Genomic DNA, 15,451 nt, shown 5'->3' with positions numbered 1-15,451 from the left:
AAACGCCGCGGAGGCTTTTTGCGTTCAAGAAGCTGCTGCCTCTTCAGCGCACCTTGACCAGAGCCCAAACCCCAACACCCGTCAAATCATCGCCTCAATCAAAAACGGACCCACACCCAAAAGTGCAACGTCCAATAGACGTGTGAATTCCTCGATCGTCGTGGCGCGGCCGGCTTCGACGCCCATCCCACGGGCGATCTGGCACCAGTCAAGTTCCGGACGGTCGAGATCGAGCATCGCGCGTGCGTTCTTGCCGAACTGGTTGACGCCGACATTGCGCATCTCGCCCTGCAGGATCGCGTAGGATCGGTTTGAAAAGATGATGGTGACCACGTCGAGCTGTTCGCGCGCCTGGGTCCACAAGCCCTGGACGGTGTACATCCCGCTGCCATCGGCCTGGAGCAGGATCACCTTTCGATCGGGGCAGGCGACCGCTGCGCCCACCGACAGCGGGATGCCGATGCCGATCGCGCCGCCCGTGAGCGGCAGATGATCGTGCGGTGCACAGCCGGGAGCGAGTTGGCCAAAACCGCGGCCTGACGTCACCGATTCGTCGCAAAGTATCGCATTCTCGGGCATGCGGCGCGCCACTGCGAGGCCGATTGTCTCAGGAGACAACTGCCCCGTCGGCTCAGTGAAGTCGGCCCTGACGCCGTAGACGGGCTTTGCGCCATTGGCGCCGACAGCGTCGCACAGCCGCTCCAGCGTACCGCGCAAATCTGAGGCGGCGTCACCGAGATCGATCACGGCGCATTGTGGCGGCAGAATCAGGCTCGGCTTGCCGGGATATGCGAAGAAGGCAACGGGTTGTCCCTTGCCAATGCAAATCGCGACCTCGAATTCCGACAGAGCCGCGACGGCCATGTCGACGGGGTATGGGACCGGGCGCACCGGCACACGGCCGGCGCCGCGCGCGCTGCGCGCGGAGGTCTGCGAGTAGAGTTGTGCGCCGGTTTTGACGGCAATGCGACCTGCGTGTTCCAGCGCGTCTTCCCTCAAGGCGTCGCCGGCAAGGAGCAACACGACCTTCTTGCCGCCGGTGAGGGCCCGGGCGGCTTCCGCTATGGCGTCTTCGGACGCAGGTTCGGCGGCGGGTACGGAGACCGGTGACAGGTCTTCAGGCTGTGCCTCGCCCCAGGCGGCGTCCGCCGGCAGGATCATGGTCGACACGCCCCGTCGCGCCATTGCGCTGACATAGGCTTCTTCCGTCACCTTGCGGATGGATGCGGCATCCTGCGCCCGGCCGACCCATTTCGACATCGGTCTTGCGAGGCTGTCGATGTCGCTGGTGAGCGGCGCGTCGTATTGCAGGTGATATGTGGCGTGGTCGCCCACCACATTGATCATCGGCGTCGATGCACGACGGGCATTGTGGAGATTGGCGAGACCGTTCGCCAGTCCCGGCCCAGTGTGCAGCAATGTCGAAGCCGGCTTGCCGGCCATGCGGGCATAGCCGTCGGCGGCCGCCGTGACGACGCCTTCGAACAAGCCGAGCACGCAGCGCATCTCGGGCTTGCGGTCGAGCGCGGCGACGAAGTGCATTTCCGATGTGCCGGGGTTGGCAAAACATACGTCAACGCCGTTGACCAGTAGCACGTCGCACAGCTTGTCCGCGCCATTCATGATGTCGTCTCCCGATAATGCACTCGGACTGCGAGCCGCTCGCTACGGCGGGTCATCGCTATCGTCGAAAAGGTGAGGGTGAGGCCGGGAAAGCCGAACAGGATCTCCCGGCCAATTTTCTAGGCGTCCATCCTGGTGACGAACTTGGTCACCAGATAGGCGTCGATGGCGTCCGAGCCACCTTCGGTACCGTGGCCCGAATCCTTCATTCCGCCGAACGGCACCTCCGGGAGGGCAAGGCCGATATGGTTGATCGTCGTCATGCCTGCCTCGATGCGCATTCCAAGCTTGTGCGCAGTGTCGGCCGAACCGGTGAAGGCATAGCTCGCGAGGCCGAATGGCAGGCGGTTGGCCTCGTCGATCGCTTCGTCGACGGTCGTGAACGGGCTGAAAACGGCGACGGGGCCGAATGGCTCCTCGTTCATGATGCGCGCCTTCTTGGGCACGTTTGACAGTACGGTGGGCTCGAAGAAGTTGCCCTTGTTGCCGATGCGGCGTCCGCCGGTCTTGAGCTCGGCGCCATTGTCGACGGCGTCCTGGATCAGGGCCTCGAGCGCGGGAATGCGACGCTCATTGGCCAGCGGCCCCATCTGCACGCCATCTTCAAGACCACCACCGACCTTGATCGCCTTCGCAGCTTCGGTGAAGGACCCGACGACCTTGTCGTAGACACCGTCCTGTACGAGAAAACGCGTCGGCGAAACGCAGACCTGACCGGCGTTGCGGAACTTGGAGCCGGCAAGCGTCTTGACCGCCTTGTCGACGTCGGCGTCGTTGAAGATGATCGCGGGTGCATGGCCGCCCAGTTCCATGGTGGCGAGCTTCATATGCTGGCCGGCAAGGGCCGCAAGCTGCTTGCCCACCGGAGTCGAGCCGGTGAAAGAGATCTTGCGGATCACCGGGTGCGGGATCAGGTATTCGGAGATTTCCGCCGGCACGCCGTAGACGAGATTGACGACACCGGCCGGAATGCCGGCATCGACGAAGGCGCGGATGAGTTCCGCGGGCGAGGCCGGCGTCTCCTCCGGTGCCTTGACGATGATCGAGCAACCGGCGCCGAGCGCGGCCGAAAGCTTGCGCACGACCTGGTTGATCGGGAAATTCCACGGCGTGAACGCCGCGACCGGGCCGACCGGCAGCTTGATCGCCATCTGCGTGACGCCGGAAGCGCGCGCGGGGATGATCTGGCCATAGGTGCGACGGGCTTCCTCGGCGAACCAGTCGATGACATCGGCGCCGGCAAGCACTTCCATCCGGGCCTCCGGCAGCGGCTTGCCCTGTTCGCGCGTCATCATCAGAGCGATCGAATCGGCGCGAGACCGAAGCAGGTCCGCTGCCTTGCGCATCAGCTTGGATCGATCATAGGCCGAGGTGGCACTCCAGACCTTGAAGCCTCTGTCGACAGCGGCCAGCGCGGCATCGAGATCAGCCTTGGTGGCGTGCGCGACCTTGCCGATCTCTTCACCCGTGGCCGGGTCGACGACCGGAATCGTGCGTCCTTCGACGCCTCCGCGCCATTCGCCGTCGATCAGGAGTTGCGTGTCGGGATAGTGTGTCTCGGTCATGATTGTCCAACTGCCAATGTCTGAGGGCGGAGACGCGCACCGCCGTTCTTTCGTGGGTTTTCAGGCCGCGGAAACGGCCGCCTCGATGGAAGCCTCCAGAATATCGAGACCCTCGGCAAGGATATCGTCTTCGATGGTCAGAGGCACGAGAATGCGGATCACGTTGGCGCGGGTGCCGCAAGAAAGCAAGATCAGCCCGCGCTTTTCCGCCTCCGCGACGATCGCGTTCGTCAGTGCCGGCGACGCATCCTTGGACGTGCGGTCCTTGACCAGTTCGAAGGCGACCATGGCGCCCAGGCCACGTACGTCGCCGATCGCTTCCATGCCCTGGCGTTCGGAAATCGTCTGCACGCGATCCTGGATGCACTTGCCGACGATCGCCGCGCGCTCGCACAGTCCCTCTTCCTCGATAACGTCAAGCACCGCATTGGCAGCCGCCACCGCGAGCGGATTGCCGGCATAGGTGCCGCCAAGCCCCCCGACATGGGCCGCGTTCATGATCTCGGCGCGGCCGGTCAGCGCGGAGAGCGGAAAGCCGCCCGCCAATCCCTTGGCCATGGTGACGAGATCGGGCTTTACGCCGGCATGCTCGAAACCGAACATCCGGCCTGTCCGCCCCATGCCCGCCTGCACCTCATCGGCGATCAGCACGATGCCGTGGCTATCGCAGATCGTGCGCAGCGCCTGGAGAAATTCCTTCGGCGCGATGTTGAAGCCGCCTTCGCCCTGGACCGGCTCGACGATGATGGCGGCAACGCGCTCGGCATCGATGTCGGCCTGGAACAGGCGTTCCAGCGCCGAGAGCGCATCCTCCACCGTCACGCCCATGAATGTGTTCGGGAAAGGCGCGTGGTAGATGTCGCCGGGAAACGGCCCGAAGTTTTTCTTGTAGGGCGCAACCTTGCCGGTCAGCGCCATGCCGAGCATGGTGCGGCCATGGAAGGCGCCGGAAAACGCGATGATGCCGGGCCGCTTGGTGTAGGCGCGCGCCACCTTGATGGCGTTCTCCACCGCTTCGGCACCCGTGGTCACCAGCATGGTGCGGTTTTCCGCGCCCGTCGGTGCGATCGCATTCAGGCGCTCGGCAAGGCGGATGTAGCTTTCATAGGGCGCAACATGGAAGCAGGTGTGCGTGAACAGTTCGGCCTGCTCGCGGACGGCCTGCATCAACCGTGGATGCCGGTGCCCAGTATTGTTGACAGCGATGCCTGCAGCGAAATCGATGAAGCGACGATCGTCGACGTCCCACAGTTCGGCGTTCAATGCACGTTGCGCATAGATCGCGCGGGTTCCGACGCCGCCTGCGACCGCTGCGGTCTGACGGGTGGCGAGTTGCGAGGCTGCTGTCATGGATCACCTTCCTGAAACGTCAGGAAGAAATAGCATCGTATAAAATATTGAGCAATCGGATTTCTGTGGCCTTAAAGGTAGGGCGGTGTGCAGGCGGAAATGACGATTGTGCGGGCCGAGGATGGATTTCGAAACCGGTGCGGCGTTCGACTGTCGAACAGATAGGCTTCTCCAGCGGTGAGGACGCGCACCTCGTCTCCCACCGTCAGTTCGAGCTCTCCTTCGACGACGTATCCACCCTCCGAGGAGACGTGCTGAAGCAGCATCTCCCCGGTATCGGCGCCCGGATCATAGACCTCGTGGAGGATCTGCAGGTTGTGCGCGGCTGCGTCGCCTACCTGCCTCAGATAAATGCGGCCCCCGCCAATTCCCTGCGCGGCGATCCGCGAGGTGAGGTCGACCAGCTCGTTGGCGCCAAAGAAGGGACCCGGCTGCGTGCCCCGGTCAGGCTCGAAGAAGTCAGCCATGCTGACATCGAGTCCGCTCAGAATTTTCCGTAGCGTCGAAATCGACGGACTGTTCCGGTTGGTCTCTATATTGGAGATCTGTGCGTGTGGCACGCCGGCGAGGCTTGCCAACTGGCGCTGCGACAGCTTGGCTGCCACACGCATCGTCCTGAGCCGCGTGCCGACGTCGAAATCGTCGCCCGTCATTCGCTAGTCACTCCCTTCGAAATCGTTCGCATGTGCCAATATTCTATACACGTCTCCAACGGGTACCTCTACATGCCGCTGCATGAAGGGCGAAGCGCTGGCGGTGACGCGTCGATGCCGTCCATGCTAGCTTGCCGGCAGCCAAAGGATCCTTCCCATGGATGCTCCCTCCGCCGTCGTCGCCTTTTCGATTGCCGCCGCTCTGATGACGATTACGCCGGGACTCGACACCGCCCTGGTCCTGCGCACTGCCACAGTGGAAGGACCGCGACCGGCGATGGCTGCGGGCGGCGGCGTAGTGACCGGCGTTCTGGTTTGGGGACTGCTTGCTTCGCTCGGGCTCGGCGCAGTGCTCGCGGTGTCGGAAGTCGGCTACCGTCTCTTGCAGTCTATAGGTGCCGCCTACCTATTCTGGCTCGGCACACGGATGGTGATGGCCGCGATCAGGCCCGGGGAACCATCAGGAGGCAGCGAGGCGATGGTGGAGATGCGCGGCAGCAGCGGCCTGGCAGCAAGCTGGTTCTGGCGCGGTGTCCTCACCAACCTGCTCAACCCGAAGGTCGGGGTGTTCTATGTCAGCTTCCTGCCGCAGTTCATTCCGGCCGACATGCCGGTCGTCCCTTTCAGCATGGCCCTGGCGGCGATCCATGCCGCGATGGGGCTAGCATGGTTCGCCTTTGTCGTTGCTGCGACCCGCCCGTTTTCAAATGCCTTGAGAAAACCGAACTTCTCGCGTGCCGTCAACGGTCTGACCGGCACGGTTCTGATCGGGTTCGGCCTCAGGCTGGCGCTCGAAAGGCGGGGTTGAGCCCCGCTACATGAGCATCAGCTTGTCGTTCAATGCCATCCAGCCACCAGGCTCGCGAATGAGCATCGCGGTGTCGTACTTGCCGAATATGCGGGTGAAGCTGCGCTTGGTGAATATCTCGTAGAACATCGCCGACGCCGGACCGACAGGCCCGTCCTTGCCGCCGCGTCCGCCGATCGCTCCGGAGATCACCGTCTCCTGGTAGGCGCGCCAATGAACTTCCATGGATGTGCGCGCGATCAGCTTGCCAAGTGTGACCTTGATGCCCAGCTTGGCCACGGTAGTTCCGATACTGGTCGCCAGGCCAACAGCCGGGATCGGGATCGACGCCCCCGCGAGGCCAGCGCCGCGCACCCCAAGCTTGGCGGATTTGGCCTTGAGCATCGCATTGACCCAACGGGTCACCGTCTCGCTGCGCTTGAAGCCCTTGCCGGCTGCATGGACGCCCATCATGTGCGCGACGGTCGTGCCGACGGCGCTACCCTCCTTGAGGATGCCTCCGACATCCACCATGGTGACGCTGGACGCGGCTCCGCCCACAAGGCTGACGGCACTTCCGCCGAGGCCCGTCCACATTCTGCCGCCCATGTATTTGCGGGTTCTCGGGGACCGGCCCTCATGACCGTTGGCCAGAAAGGCCGGATTCGGGATCACCTGTTCATCGACGTCCTCGACGCCGTAGGCTTCCCGCAGAAAGTGAATCACCGATATCATCGAAGACGCGGTGTCGTTGGCGCTTGCGATGGATTCGATGACGCACCAGCACACGTCCTCCGCGTCGCTCTTGTCCAATGAGCCAAAATCGATTGCACCTGGCATGGTTGCCCCCTCTGTTTGTGCAAGCTGTCGGTTTGATTGAGCGACGATGCCGCTCGGCTCAGCGATCCCCAACCAAAAGGAGATCGCCTGAAACGGGATCGATCAACGTGTCGTAGCTGATCGCTTCGGTGATGGAATCCGTGATGAGGACGGCGTTGACCCTGAACCGGAGCGTCCGGTCCAGTTCGCCATCGCCGACGACGAGTTCGACGGAGACGTCGTTGAAGCGGGGCTCGTAGCGGCGGATGAGCTGTTCGAGCTGGCGTCGAAAATTTTCCTGCTGGGCCGGCGTCGCGAGCTGCTGTGTCTGGAGATCCGGCATGCCGAAGGACAGCATCGACTTGCCGAGTTCGGGGAGTTCTGCCGGCATGCTCACGTAGCGCGGCCGCGTCGTGAACAGGATTTCGAGGTCGCGACGCACGCCCTCGCGCACCTGGCGCATTGCGCGCTCGGCGTTGCGGTCGGTTTCTATGCTGTCGCCCTGCAGCAGCCTGTCGAACAGCGACAGGCGCGGCGGCGGGTTCGCAGGAGATCGTGCCACTCGTATCTCCTCAGTTGGCCCTTACGGACTGCATCTCGGTGCGCAGACGCAGGCCGGTGACCATGTGGTCGAACTGGAAATGCGGCTGGAAATGCATCACGCAGCTCATCACGCCGGGCCGCCCCGGCGTCTCCTTGACGCTGATGCTGCCGCCGCCCAGCGGATAGCGTGCCTTGAGTTCTGGCCCGGCGTCGGCATTGCCCAGCATATAGCCGCGCAGCCATTCGTTTAGGTAGTTTTCCAGTTCCGTTGCGGTGGTGAACGCCCCGACCCGGTCGCGCGCCATCACCTTGGCATAATGCGCGAAGCGGCTGATGCACATCACGTATTGAAGCATCGACGACAGCCGCGCGTTGGTGCTCTCCGTCATGTTGCGCGTTTCCGTCGGCAGGTGAAGCGACTGCATGCCGAGGAAAACGGCTGAGCGCGTGAAGCTGCACGGGCTTAGCGCCACGAAACCCAGCTCCTCGAGCGCCTTCTGCTTCTTGTCGGTGAGCTCGACTTCGAGCGGCCGCCGGAAAGCGATGCCCTCCATGGTCGAGAAATCCGGCGCGGGAAGGCCGGTTATGATGCCCGCCTCCTCGACGTCGGGCCGCGCGCCGCGCATGTCGGCGAACCAGCCCCAGTCGCGGAACGAGCGGATCGCCACCGCGCCGAAGCCGTACACGGCGTTGCCCCAGAGCCAGGAATCGATGTTGCCGCTGGTCTCTCGATAGCGGAACCCGTCCTCGCGCACATGGCTGTCGCCGTGCCGGTCGCGCAGCAGGATGCGCGGCAGCAGCACCCCGAGGAAGCGGCTGTCTTCCTGTTCCTGGAGCTTGCGCCAGCGCTGGTACTCGGCCATCCGGAATCCGGCGTCGAGCTTCTGCATGTGGGACAGGTCGGCGAAGGTCGACACGCCGAAGAGCTCCGGTGCGGCGCTGATGACGCATGGCGCGAACGAGGCGGCGGCGACCTGTGCCAGCCCGGTCAGCGCCCCGACATCGTCCGTCGCCTGGCCGGCCCCGGAAGGGTAGCGGTGGCGGATGGCGTAGTCGCATAGAAGCAGCCCGTAAGGCAGGCCGCCGGGCATGCCGTATTCATCACTATAGACCTTGGCGAACAGCGTGCTCTGGTCGAACTCGATCGTTCGGTCGAAATCGCGGGCGAGTTCCTGCCAGGTCGCGTTGAAGAGGCGGATCTTCACCTTCTCGTCGCTGCCCGCCTCGTCAAGGAGATAGGTGACGCCGCGCCAGCTCGCTTCGAGGCGCTTGAATCCGGGGTCGTGGAGGATCGCATCGACCTGCGCGCCGATCAGCTGGTCGATCGCGGCGATGTCCCGCGCGAGTACGTGCTTCAGCTTGCGCGGGTCGTCGCCGGCCTGATCGAGGGCCTTGTCGCCGAACCAGAGACGCAGACCCTGGTCGCGAGTTTCGCCGGCGAGGAAATCGGCCAGCGTTTCTGCCAGCGCATCGTCCGGCCGCGCGAGAGCCGCATCGACGATGTCGATGCGAAGGGCAGAAAAGACACGGGCCCCGGCTTGGGAAGAAACGTCTTCTTCCTGCAGCGTGGGGCCCGCTTCGTCAGTCATCGTATGCCTTGTGTCCGGCTACCGTCAGCCCATCTGCGGAATGCGTGCGACAAGACGCATAGAGGCAGTGAGCTCTTCCATCTGAAGCCATGGACGAAGATAGGCGACGGCGTTGTAGGAACCCGGTGCGCCGGGCACTTCCTTCACCGAAACCGAGGCTTCCGCGAGCGGATACTTCGCCTTCATGTCGGCGCTGGCATCCGGATTGCCGTTGACGAAGTTGCGGATCCAGTCGTTCAGCCAGGTCTCGCAGTCCTTCGCTTCCATGAAGGAGCCGATCTTGTCACGGCCCATCACCTTCAGGTAGTGCGAGAAGCGCGACGTCGCCATGATGTAGGGCAAGCGGGCGGAAATCGCCGCATTCGCCGTGGCATCAGGGCTGTCATACTTCTTTGCACGCTGGCTGGTCTGGGAGCCGAAGAACACGGCATAGTCCGAACCCTTGTAGTGGCACAGCGGCAGGAAGCCGAGCTTCGAGAGTTCTGCCTCGCGACGATCGGTGATGCCGATTTCGGTCGGGCACTGCTGGTCGACGTCGCCATCGTCGCTGGTAAAGGTGAAGCTTGGCAGGTTCTCGACCTTGCCGCCGCCTTCTGCGCCGCGCACTGCCACGCACCAGCCGTGTTCGGCGAAGGCGGAGGTGAGACGCCCGCCAAGCGCGTAGGACGCGTTCATCCAGGAGAACTGGTCGGAGGCCATGCCCACCGCCCTGCCGTCGGCAGCGAGCGGGGCTTCCTCGAAGCGGAATTCCTCGATCTCCTTGCCGGCCGAGCCGTAAGGCACGCGTGCCAGGACGCGCGGCATCGTCAGCGTGACGAAACGGCTGTCCTCGCTGTCGCGGAAGCTGCGCCACTTGATGTATTCCGAGCTCTCGAAGATCTTCTCGAGATCGCGCGGCTTGGAAAGTTCCGAGAAGCTCTCGAGGCCGAACATCTTGGGGTTGGCTGCCGAAATGAACGGCGCGAAGGACGCTGCCGCCACGTTCGACATGCCCTGCAGCACTTCAAGGTCCTCGGTGCCGCTGCTGAATTCGTAGTCGCCGATGAGCGCGCCGTAAGGCTCACCGCCGGGCGTTCCGAACTCGGACTCGTAGATTTTCTTGAAGATCTGGCTCTGGTCGAACTCGACGGCCTTGGTCAGGTCCTTGTGAAGATCCTTCTTCTTCAGGTTCAGGACGCGGATCTTCAGGGTCGCGCTGGTCTCGGAGTTCTTGACCAGGTAATTCAGACCCCGCCAGGAGCCTTCCAGCTTCTGGAAGTCCTCGTGGTGCATGATCGCGGCAAGCTGTGTAGACAGCTTCTCGTCGATCGCGGCGATCGCCTTGTTGAAGGTCTGGGTCAGGTTCTTCGAGAACGTGACGGTGCCGGAAAGCGCTTCCGACGTCAGCGTGCGCAGAAGATCCTGCATCTCGTCCGGCTCGGCGGTCTTGGTGACGCCGATCGCCTGGTCGAGCAGGCTCAGCGAGCCGGTTTCTGTGGCGGCGGCTGTGCCGGTTTCTGTTTTTGCTTCAGCGTTCATCGATCAGCCTTCCTGCTTCTCTGAATCGGTGCCGAGCTCGCCTGCCAGGGCGGTGAGCTTGTCGGTGTTCTGGAGGACCTCCTCGAGCAGGGTCTCCAGCTCTTCGGAACGATCAACCTTGGACATGAGGTCGCGCAGCTTGTTGCGGACGGCCAGAAGCTTGCGCAGCGGCTCGACCTGGTCGACGATGGCAGCAGGTTCGAAGTCGTCCATCGACTTGAACTTCAGCCCCACGGCCAGTTCGGAGCCGTCGCCTGCCAGCGTGTTCTCGACGCGGAATTCCGCGCCCGGCGTCATGCGCTGCATGACGTCGTCGAAGTTGTCGCGATCGATCTGGATGAATTTCCGGTCGCGCAACGGCTTGACCGGCTCGTACGGCTTGCCGGAGAAGTCGCCGATCACGCCGACGACGAAAGGGAGTTCCTTGCGAACTTCCGCGCCTTCCGTCTCCACGTCATAGGTAATGTGGACGCGGGGTTTCCGCACCCGGTTGAGTTTCTTCTGAACGCTCTCTGCCATCGTCATTCCCTCTGCGAGTTAAGTGTCGGTCGTGTCTGCTAGTATCCGTCTGCCGCTTCCGGGGCAGCGCTCTTGATGCCCGCCGCCATGAGGATGCGCTGGATGTGGGCGGGGTCTTCCGCCAGTTCCGTGAGCAATTCCGGCAACGTCATGCGTGCCCGCCGCACCGCGTCCTCCAGCGTGTAGGAGATCGGTGAGTGGGGTTCCGTCTTGCGGAAATAAGCGGCGATCTTGACGAGTTCCTGAAGGGCATCCTCGCGGGAGCCATAGCCCTCGGTGCGCCGGACCGGCGCCGCCGCCGCCGTACCGCCTTCCGCGCCCGCCTCCGCCACGGACGCTTCGCCCGCCGCGTCGTCGCCCGTGTCAACATACGCCATCGTGGCGAGCTTGTCCGAGGCGAAATGGCGGATCGAACTGCTGATTTCGCCGAGCAGTTCGCGCAAGGCCGACACCGGCGGGGCATCCACACCGGCCACCGCGTCGAAGGCCGCGGACATCTCGGCAAGAGCCGCCAGGCATTCGTCGACGTCGGTCGCTGTGGCGTGAAGGTCGGCCGCAGACGTTTCGGCAACGCTCTGCGTGAACTGGTCCATCGTCACGGAACCGTTGTCGATACGCTCCTGCTTGCGCGTCGGGTCGGCGATCTTTTCAAGGTCGTTTGCCTGCTCGTAGCTCCATAGCGAATAGCTGGCGAGCGAGCCACGGGTCAGCGGGATCAGCCGGATCGGCTGGATCAGCGTGCCGGTGGCGCCGGCGCCGTTGAGGCCCGACACCGGCGAGACCTTGCCCTCGACGCCATCTTCTTCGTCGAGTTCGGGGAAGCAGCCTTCCCAATAGGTCGATGCGATGCCGGCCAGAACCTTGAAGCCGTCGCGCAGCCCAGGAAACCCTTCGAGCCGGACCAGAGCCTCGACCAGCCAGGCCGCGATCTCGAGATCCTTTCCCTGCGTGGCGAGTAATTCCATCGCGGTTTCCTGCACGGTGGACCATTCGTCCGGCGGCGGCGCACCGATCTCGACAGATGCACGCTCGGTCGAGCGCGCCGCATTGCGGGCGTCCTTGGTGCGATAGTAAAGCGAGGTCGCAGCACCATCGGCGCGCGGATCGACCCCGGCGGGACTCTCGTCGGATATGGGCGCCAGCAAGGCGTCGATGTCGATAACTTGCGCCGTCATGCCCGACGACCCCCTTCAATTTCGTGGTCCGGCGCGATGGGCCGGATAAGCGGGAGGCTATTCATTGCGAAGGCACCCCGACCGCTGCGACGCCGCCTTCCAGATTTCCGTTGCCGCCGTTCGCGATGTCGATGCCGCGCGCGATCGCCTCCTCGAATCGCTGCTGCAATCGTAGCGGGTCACCGGCGGTAATGGACAGAAGTATCGATGCGCCCACCCCGATATGCCCCAGACGCGGGTCAGGCGGGGCTTCGGGCATGCCTTCCGGCGCCATGCTTCCCCCCGACCAGAACACTGCAAGCGCTGCATAGGCCGCCGCGCCCTCGAAATTGGCTGATTCGGAGACGACCATGCAAGAGCGTCGGCGCTGCTCCACCGGCTCGTAGACCCATGCGCTTGCTTCCTCGAGGCATCGCTTGTCGATGTCGGAAAACTCGGTGAGCGTGTTTTTCGCCACGACGCAGGACCACCAGACGCCTTCGCGCACCGGTAGGGCGAAGGCAAGGAAGCGGACCGCGTCCCCGATGTGCTGCGCATCCACCAGCAGCGCCAGATAGCCCTGTGGGGACAGGTTCGGCAGCAGGAATGCCCGCGCCTCCGGCGACAGGTCGACGCGCGCGCAGATTTCCGCTGCCGTGCTTGCGGCAACCTTGGCAAACGGTTTCGTCTGAATCCTCACGTCGCTGCGAAATCCCGCACTCACGCCGGCAAACCATCGCCGGCTAGTTGATCTTCACCACACCGCCCTTGATCTGAGCCATGGCATCCCCGGCAACGTCGACCATGGGCGCACTGATCTTGGCCGTGGCGCCGCCTTTCAATGCAATCTGCAGACCGTTGATCTTGATGCCCTGCTGCGTGATCTCGATCGTGCTCCCTCCACATTTGAGGGTGATGCCGGCGGTCGCTTCCAAGGTGATCTTTCCGGTCGAGGCCTTGGTCACATGATTGCCCGCGGCCAGGGTCAAATTGTCATTGCCCTTTGTTATGTCCGTCGTCCGGTTGCCGGTGTTGAGCGTCAGAGCCTCATTGCCGTGGATAGTGACCTCGCGATTGCCGGTCGAGACGGTCAGTTTTTCGTTTCCCTTCGAGATCGTCTCCGTCCGGTTGCCCTGGGAGATGATGGTCTCGTCATTGCCGTCGGTAATCGTCGTCTTTCGATTGTTCTTGATGGTGCGCGTCTGGTCGTTGCCGACGTCGAGCGTGTCGTCGTTTTCAACCTCGCGCACAAAGTCCTTCTCGGCGTGAAAGAGGACCTTCTCCTCTCCCTTCTTGTCCTCGAAGGAGAGTTCATTGGCGTTGGCGCTGGCGCCGTCCAGCGTGCTGCGCGACAGGAAGCCGCTCTTCGTCATGTTCGCCGGCAACGCCCAAGGGGGCGCGTTGGTACCGTTGTAGACGGCGCCGGTCACGACCGGCCGATCGGGATTCCCGTCGAGAAACTGGACCACGACCTCCATCCCGATACGCGGCAGGAACAGGCTGCCCCATCCAGCGCCGGCCATGGCCTGGGCAACATGGACGAAGCAGGAACTCTTCTCGTCCTTCTTGCCGTAGCGGTCCCAATGGAACTGAACGCGGATGCGGCCATATTTGTCCGTGTGAATTTCCTGTCCCTGCGGGCCGACGACGAGGGCCGTCTGGGGACCGCGAGCCACCGGCTTGGGCTGCGAAAGAGGCGAGCGTGCGATGCGGGTCGATGGTATCGCGGTAAAACTGTTGCGATAGAAGGGCTTGCCCTCCATCCCCGGACGGATGGTGAAATGCGCCCTATCAACCGCTTCGTGCCGCACCTCGGTGACCACATGCTTGGTGTTCTTCAACGCCTCGACATTATGCTCGGTGAGGGTGAAGCGGTGGCCCGGCGTGAAGCTGGCACAGGTGCCGGCGCCGTTGGCGACTTCGAAGCCCGATTCCACGGCATCGACGGCAACGCCGGCCAGACGCGTGATCGTCGCATCTTTCACGCTGCCGGCCGGGTAGAGATAGTGTTCCCAACTCTTGCCCGAGGCAGGTTGAAGGCTGGTCTTGCGCTCGCCTTCCCTCGCCGCTTGCGGCGCGGTGAAATCGTAGTCGGCCAATGCCCACTTCGCGTCGGTCAGGCTGGCGCCAAATTCCATGCGATGCACCGAGTCGACCGAGTCCAGATCGCCTTGATGATACTCCACCTTGTCCTGCAGGCCATCCACATAGGCGGCCGCATGGTCGGCGAGCACCAGCTTGTGCTCTCCGTCCTTGTGGGTGAAAAAATAGAAGATGCCCTCTTCCGACAGCAGTCGCTGCATGAAGGCGAGATCGGTTTCGCCGAACTGGACGCAGTATTCGCGCTTGTCGTAGGTAGCCGTCAGCTTCTTCTCGAACGTGACGCTGGAATCGCCGAGCAATTCCTCCACGATCTCCACGGCGGTCCGATCCTGGAACACCTTGTAGTCGGACGTCCTGTCGAGCAGCCACAGGCTTGGCGCGAGACGCAAGGTGTAAAGCCGGTAGTTGCTGCGCGTCAGTTCCCCACCGGCCAGGGAAACGACGATGCCGTTGACCTTGCGGCGCTTGCCGCCCGGCCTGGCCATCGAAAGCGTCACGCTCTTGCCGAGCAGATCCTGCGGTTGAATCGTTGATTCGGTGGAAAGTGCCAAGACGGTGAAATCGAAGGGCCGCGAGATGCCCTCAATGCCGCTGGCTTCCGTCGCAACAAGCGCATTCGGACCCAGAGGGGTCTCCAATGTGAGCCACCGCTCCGCCTGAACTAGCGCATCGGACATTCAGAATGCAGACCTCAATGGGCGCCCGGACCTTGGGGCCGGGCGCCTGGTAGGAATCAGGATCAGCCGCTCTTCGTCGAAGCCAGATCGTAGCTCACCGTCACCGGCGTGCCTGCCTTGTTGGCCTCGTCGTAGGGGATGTGCTTGTATTCGATCTTGGTGAAGTTGATCGAAATCGATTCAGACGGCCGGTCGCCGCCCGTGCTCAGCGAGTAGCCCGAGATCAGCGCGTTGTGCAGCGTGTATTCGACATAGGTGTTGCCGGGGCTGCCGGTGCTGACGAGGTGAATTTCGACCTTCTTGCCGGCCGCGCCGGTGCACGATTCGACGAACAGCTTGCTTGAAGATGCGTCGAGCATCTTGGTGACAACCACCTCGCTGATGCTCGGCTCGCTCGCTTCGCGGTTGGCCGTCGAGCCCGACGGCGTGGAGATTCCGCGGCCAACGCCGAACTGCAGGCTCGAAACGTCGATCCATTTCTTGTGCTTGTCGTGCGTCGCCTCGCCATCGATGCCATCATACTTCACGTAAATCGCCATGAGTGTCTCCCG

The 15,451-nt window shown here is 63.2% G+C and carries 14 protein-coding genes; 1 reads left to right on the top strand and 13 read right to left on the bottom strand.

The annotated features are described in order from the left end of the window. Nucleotides 1-81 precede the first annotated feature (81 nt). The 4 genes from AAFN84_RS24520 to AAFN84_RS24505 form a co-directional block, all read right to left on the bottom strand. Complete coding sequence (locus tag AAFN84_RS24520; RefSeq protein WP_347517366.1) at nt 82-1,623, bottom strand: acetolactate synthase large subunit; 1,542 nt, start codon at nt 1,621-1,623, stop codon at nt 82-84. A 119-nt stretch (nt 1,624-1,742) separates the two neighbouring features. Further along, nucleotides 1,743-3,188, bottom strand: coding sequence for an NAD-dependent succinate-semialdehyde dehydrogenase (locus tag AAFN84_RS24515; protein WP_347517365.1), 1,446 nt, complete (start codon nt 3,186-3,188; stop codon nt 1,743-1,745). Between the two features lie 60 nt (nt 3,189-3,248). Then, nucleotides 3,249-4,538, bottom strand: coding sequence for a 4-aminobutyrate--2-oxoglutarate transaminase (gene gabT / locus AAFN84_RS24510; protein WP_347517364.1), 1,290 nt, complete (start codon nt 4,536-4,538; stop codon nt 3,249-3,251). Nucleotides 4,539-4,609: 71 nt separating this feature from the next. Continuing rightward, complete coding sequence (locus AAFN84_RS24505; RefSeq protein WP_347517363.1) at nt 4,610-5,191, bottom strand: cupin domain-containing protein; 582 nt, start codon at nt 5,189-5,191, stop codon at nt 4,610-4,612. 157 nt (nt 5,192-5,348) lie between these two features. Here AAFN84_RS24505 and AAFN84_RS24500 point away from each other — a divergent pair, with 157 nt between their 5' ends. Next, complete coding sequence (locus tag AAFN84_RS24500; RefSeq protein WP_347517362.1) at nt 5,349-5,999, top strand: LysE family translocator; 651 nt, start codon at nt 5,349-5,351, stop codon at nt 5,997-5,999. Nucleotides 6,000-6,005: 6 nt separating this feature from the next. On the opposite strand, the gene AAFN84_RS24495 is transcribed toward AAFN84_RS24500, so the two are convergent. The 9 genes from AAFN84_RS24495 to AAFN84_RS24455 form a co-directional block, all read right to left on the bottom strand. After that, nucleotides 6,006-6,818, bottom strand: a complete 813-nt coding sequence (locus AAFN84_RS24495) for a hypothetical protein (protein ID WP_347517361.1) — start codon at nt 6,816-6,818, stop codon at nt 6,006-6,008. A 58-nt stretch (nt 6,819-6,876) separates the two neighbouring features. Next, nucleotides 6,877-7,359 carry a type VI secretion system baseplate subunit TssE gene (gene tssE, locus AAFN84_RS24490; protein WP_347517360.1) on the bottom strand — a complete coding sequence of 161 codons (483 nt, stop codon included), beginning with the start codon at nt 7,357-7,359 and terminating at the stop codon, nt 6,877-6,879. Nucleotides 7,360-7,369: 10 nt separating this feature from the next. Further along, nucleotides 7,370-8,929 (bottom strand): type VI secretion system contractile sheath large subunit, encoded by a 1,560-nt coding sequence (gene tssC / locus AAFN84_RS24485; protein ID WP_347517359.1) that lies wholly within the window; start codon nt 8,927-8,929, stop codon nt 7,370-7,372. Between the two features lie 24 nt (nt 8,930-8,953). Then, nucleotides 8,954-10,447, bottom strand: a complete 1,494-nt coding sequence (gene tssC / locus AAFN84_RS24480; protein ID WP_347517358.1) for a type VI secretion system contractile sheath large subunit — start codon at nt 10,445-10,447, stop codon at nt 8,954-8,956. A 3-nt stretch (nt 10,448-10,450) separates the two neighbouring features. After that, on the bottom strand, nt 10,451-10,966 hold the full coding sequence (gene tssB / locus AAFN84_RS24475; protein WP_347517357.1) for a type VI secretion system contractile sheath small subunit: 516 nt from the start codon (nt 10,964-10,966) through the stop codon (nt 10,451-10,453). Between the two features lie 38 nt (nt 10,967-11,004). Further along, nucleotides 11,005-12,141, bottom strand: coding sequence for a type VI secretion system protein TssA (tssA, locus tag AAFN84_RS24470; RefSeq protein WP_347517356.1), 1,137 nt, complete (start codon nt 12,139-12,141; stop codon nt 11,005-11,007). 61 nt (nt 12,142-12,202) lie between these two features. After that, the gene (locus AAFN84_RS24465; RefSeq protein ID WP_347517355.1) at nt 12,203-12,820 is read right to left on the bottom strand and encodes a hypothetical protein; all 618 of its coding nucleotides are present in this window, start codon (nt 12,818-12,820) and stop codon (nt 12,203-12,205) included. Nucleotides 12,821-12,863: 43 nt separating this feature from the next. Next, nucleotides 12,864-14,900: a type VI secretion system tip protein TssI/VgrG gene (gene tssI, locus AAFN84_RS24460; protein ID WP_347517354.1), complete on the bottom strand. Its 2,037-nt coding sequence runs from the start codon at nt 14,898-14,900 to the stop codon at nt 12,864-12,866. 62 nt (nt 14,901-14,962) lie between these two features. Continuing rightward, on the bottom strand, nt 14,963-15,439 hold the full coding sequence (locus AAFN84_RS24455) for a type VI secretion system tube protein Hcp (protein WP_347517353.1): 477 nt from the start codon (nt 15,437-15,439) through the stop codon (nt 14,963-14,965). Nucleotides 15,440-15,451 lie beyond the last annotated feature (12 nt).

This window comes from Mesorhizobium sp. CAU 1741, assembly GCF_039839275.1.
Lineage (GTDB): Bacteria > Pseudomonadota > Alphaproteobacteria > Rhizobiales > Rhizobiaceae > Aerobium.
Note: the sequence above shows the minus strand (reverse complement) of the source record. Positions and strands in the feature narration are given on the sequence as shown.

Coding starts and splice junctions, on each gene's coding strand:
- tssI (WP_347517354.1), bottom strand. CDS start 14,900: ATGTCCGATGCGCTAGTTCAGGCGGAGCGGTGGCTCACATTGGAGACC.
- tssC (WP_347517359.1), bottom strand. CDS start 8,929: ATGACTGACGAAGCGGGCCCCACGCTGCAGGAAGAAGACGTTTCTTCC.
- AAFN84_RS24505 (WP_347517363.1), bottom strand. CDS start 5,191: ATGACGGGCGACGATTTCGACGTCGGCACGCGGCTCAGGACGATGCGT.
- AAFN84_RS24520 (WP_347517366.1), bottom strand. CDS start 1,623: ATGAATGGCGCGGACAAGCTGTGCGACGTGCTACTGGTCAACGGCGTT.
- AAFN84_RS24455 (WP_347517353.1), bottom strand. CDS start 15,439: ATGGCGATTTACGTGAAGTATGATGGCATCGATGGCGAGGCGACGCAC.
- AAFN84_RS24495 (WP_347517361.1), bottom strand. CDS start 6,818: ATGCCAGGTGCAATCGATTTTGGCTCATTGGACAAGAGCGACGCGGAG.
- AAFN84_RS24500 (WP_347517362.1), top strand. CDS start 5,349: ATGGATGCTCCCTCCGCCGTCGTCGCCTTTTCGATTGCCGCCGCTCTG.
- tssC (WP_347517358.1), bottom strand. CDS start 10,447: ATGAACGCTGAAGCAAAAACAGAAACCGGCACAGCCGCCGCCACAGAA.
- tssA (WP_347517356.1), bottom strand. CDS start 12,141: ATGACGGCGCAAGTTATCGACATCGACGCCTTGCTGGCGCCCATATCC.
- AAFN84_RS24515 (WP_347517365.1), bottom strand. CDS start 3,188: ATGACCGAGACACACTATCCCGACACGCAACTCCTGATCGACGGCGAA.
- gabT (WP_347517364.1), bottom strand. CDS start 4,538: ATGACAGCAGCCTCGCAACTCGCCACCCGTCAGACCGCAGCGGTCGCA.
- tssB (WP_347517357.1), bottom strand. CDS start 10,966: ATGGCAGAGAGCGTTCAGAAGAAACTCAACCGGGTGCGGAAACCCCGC.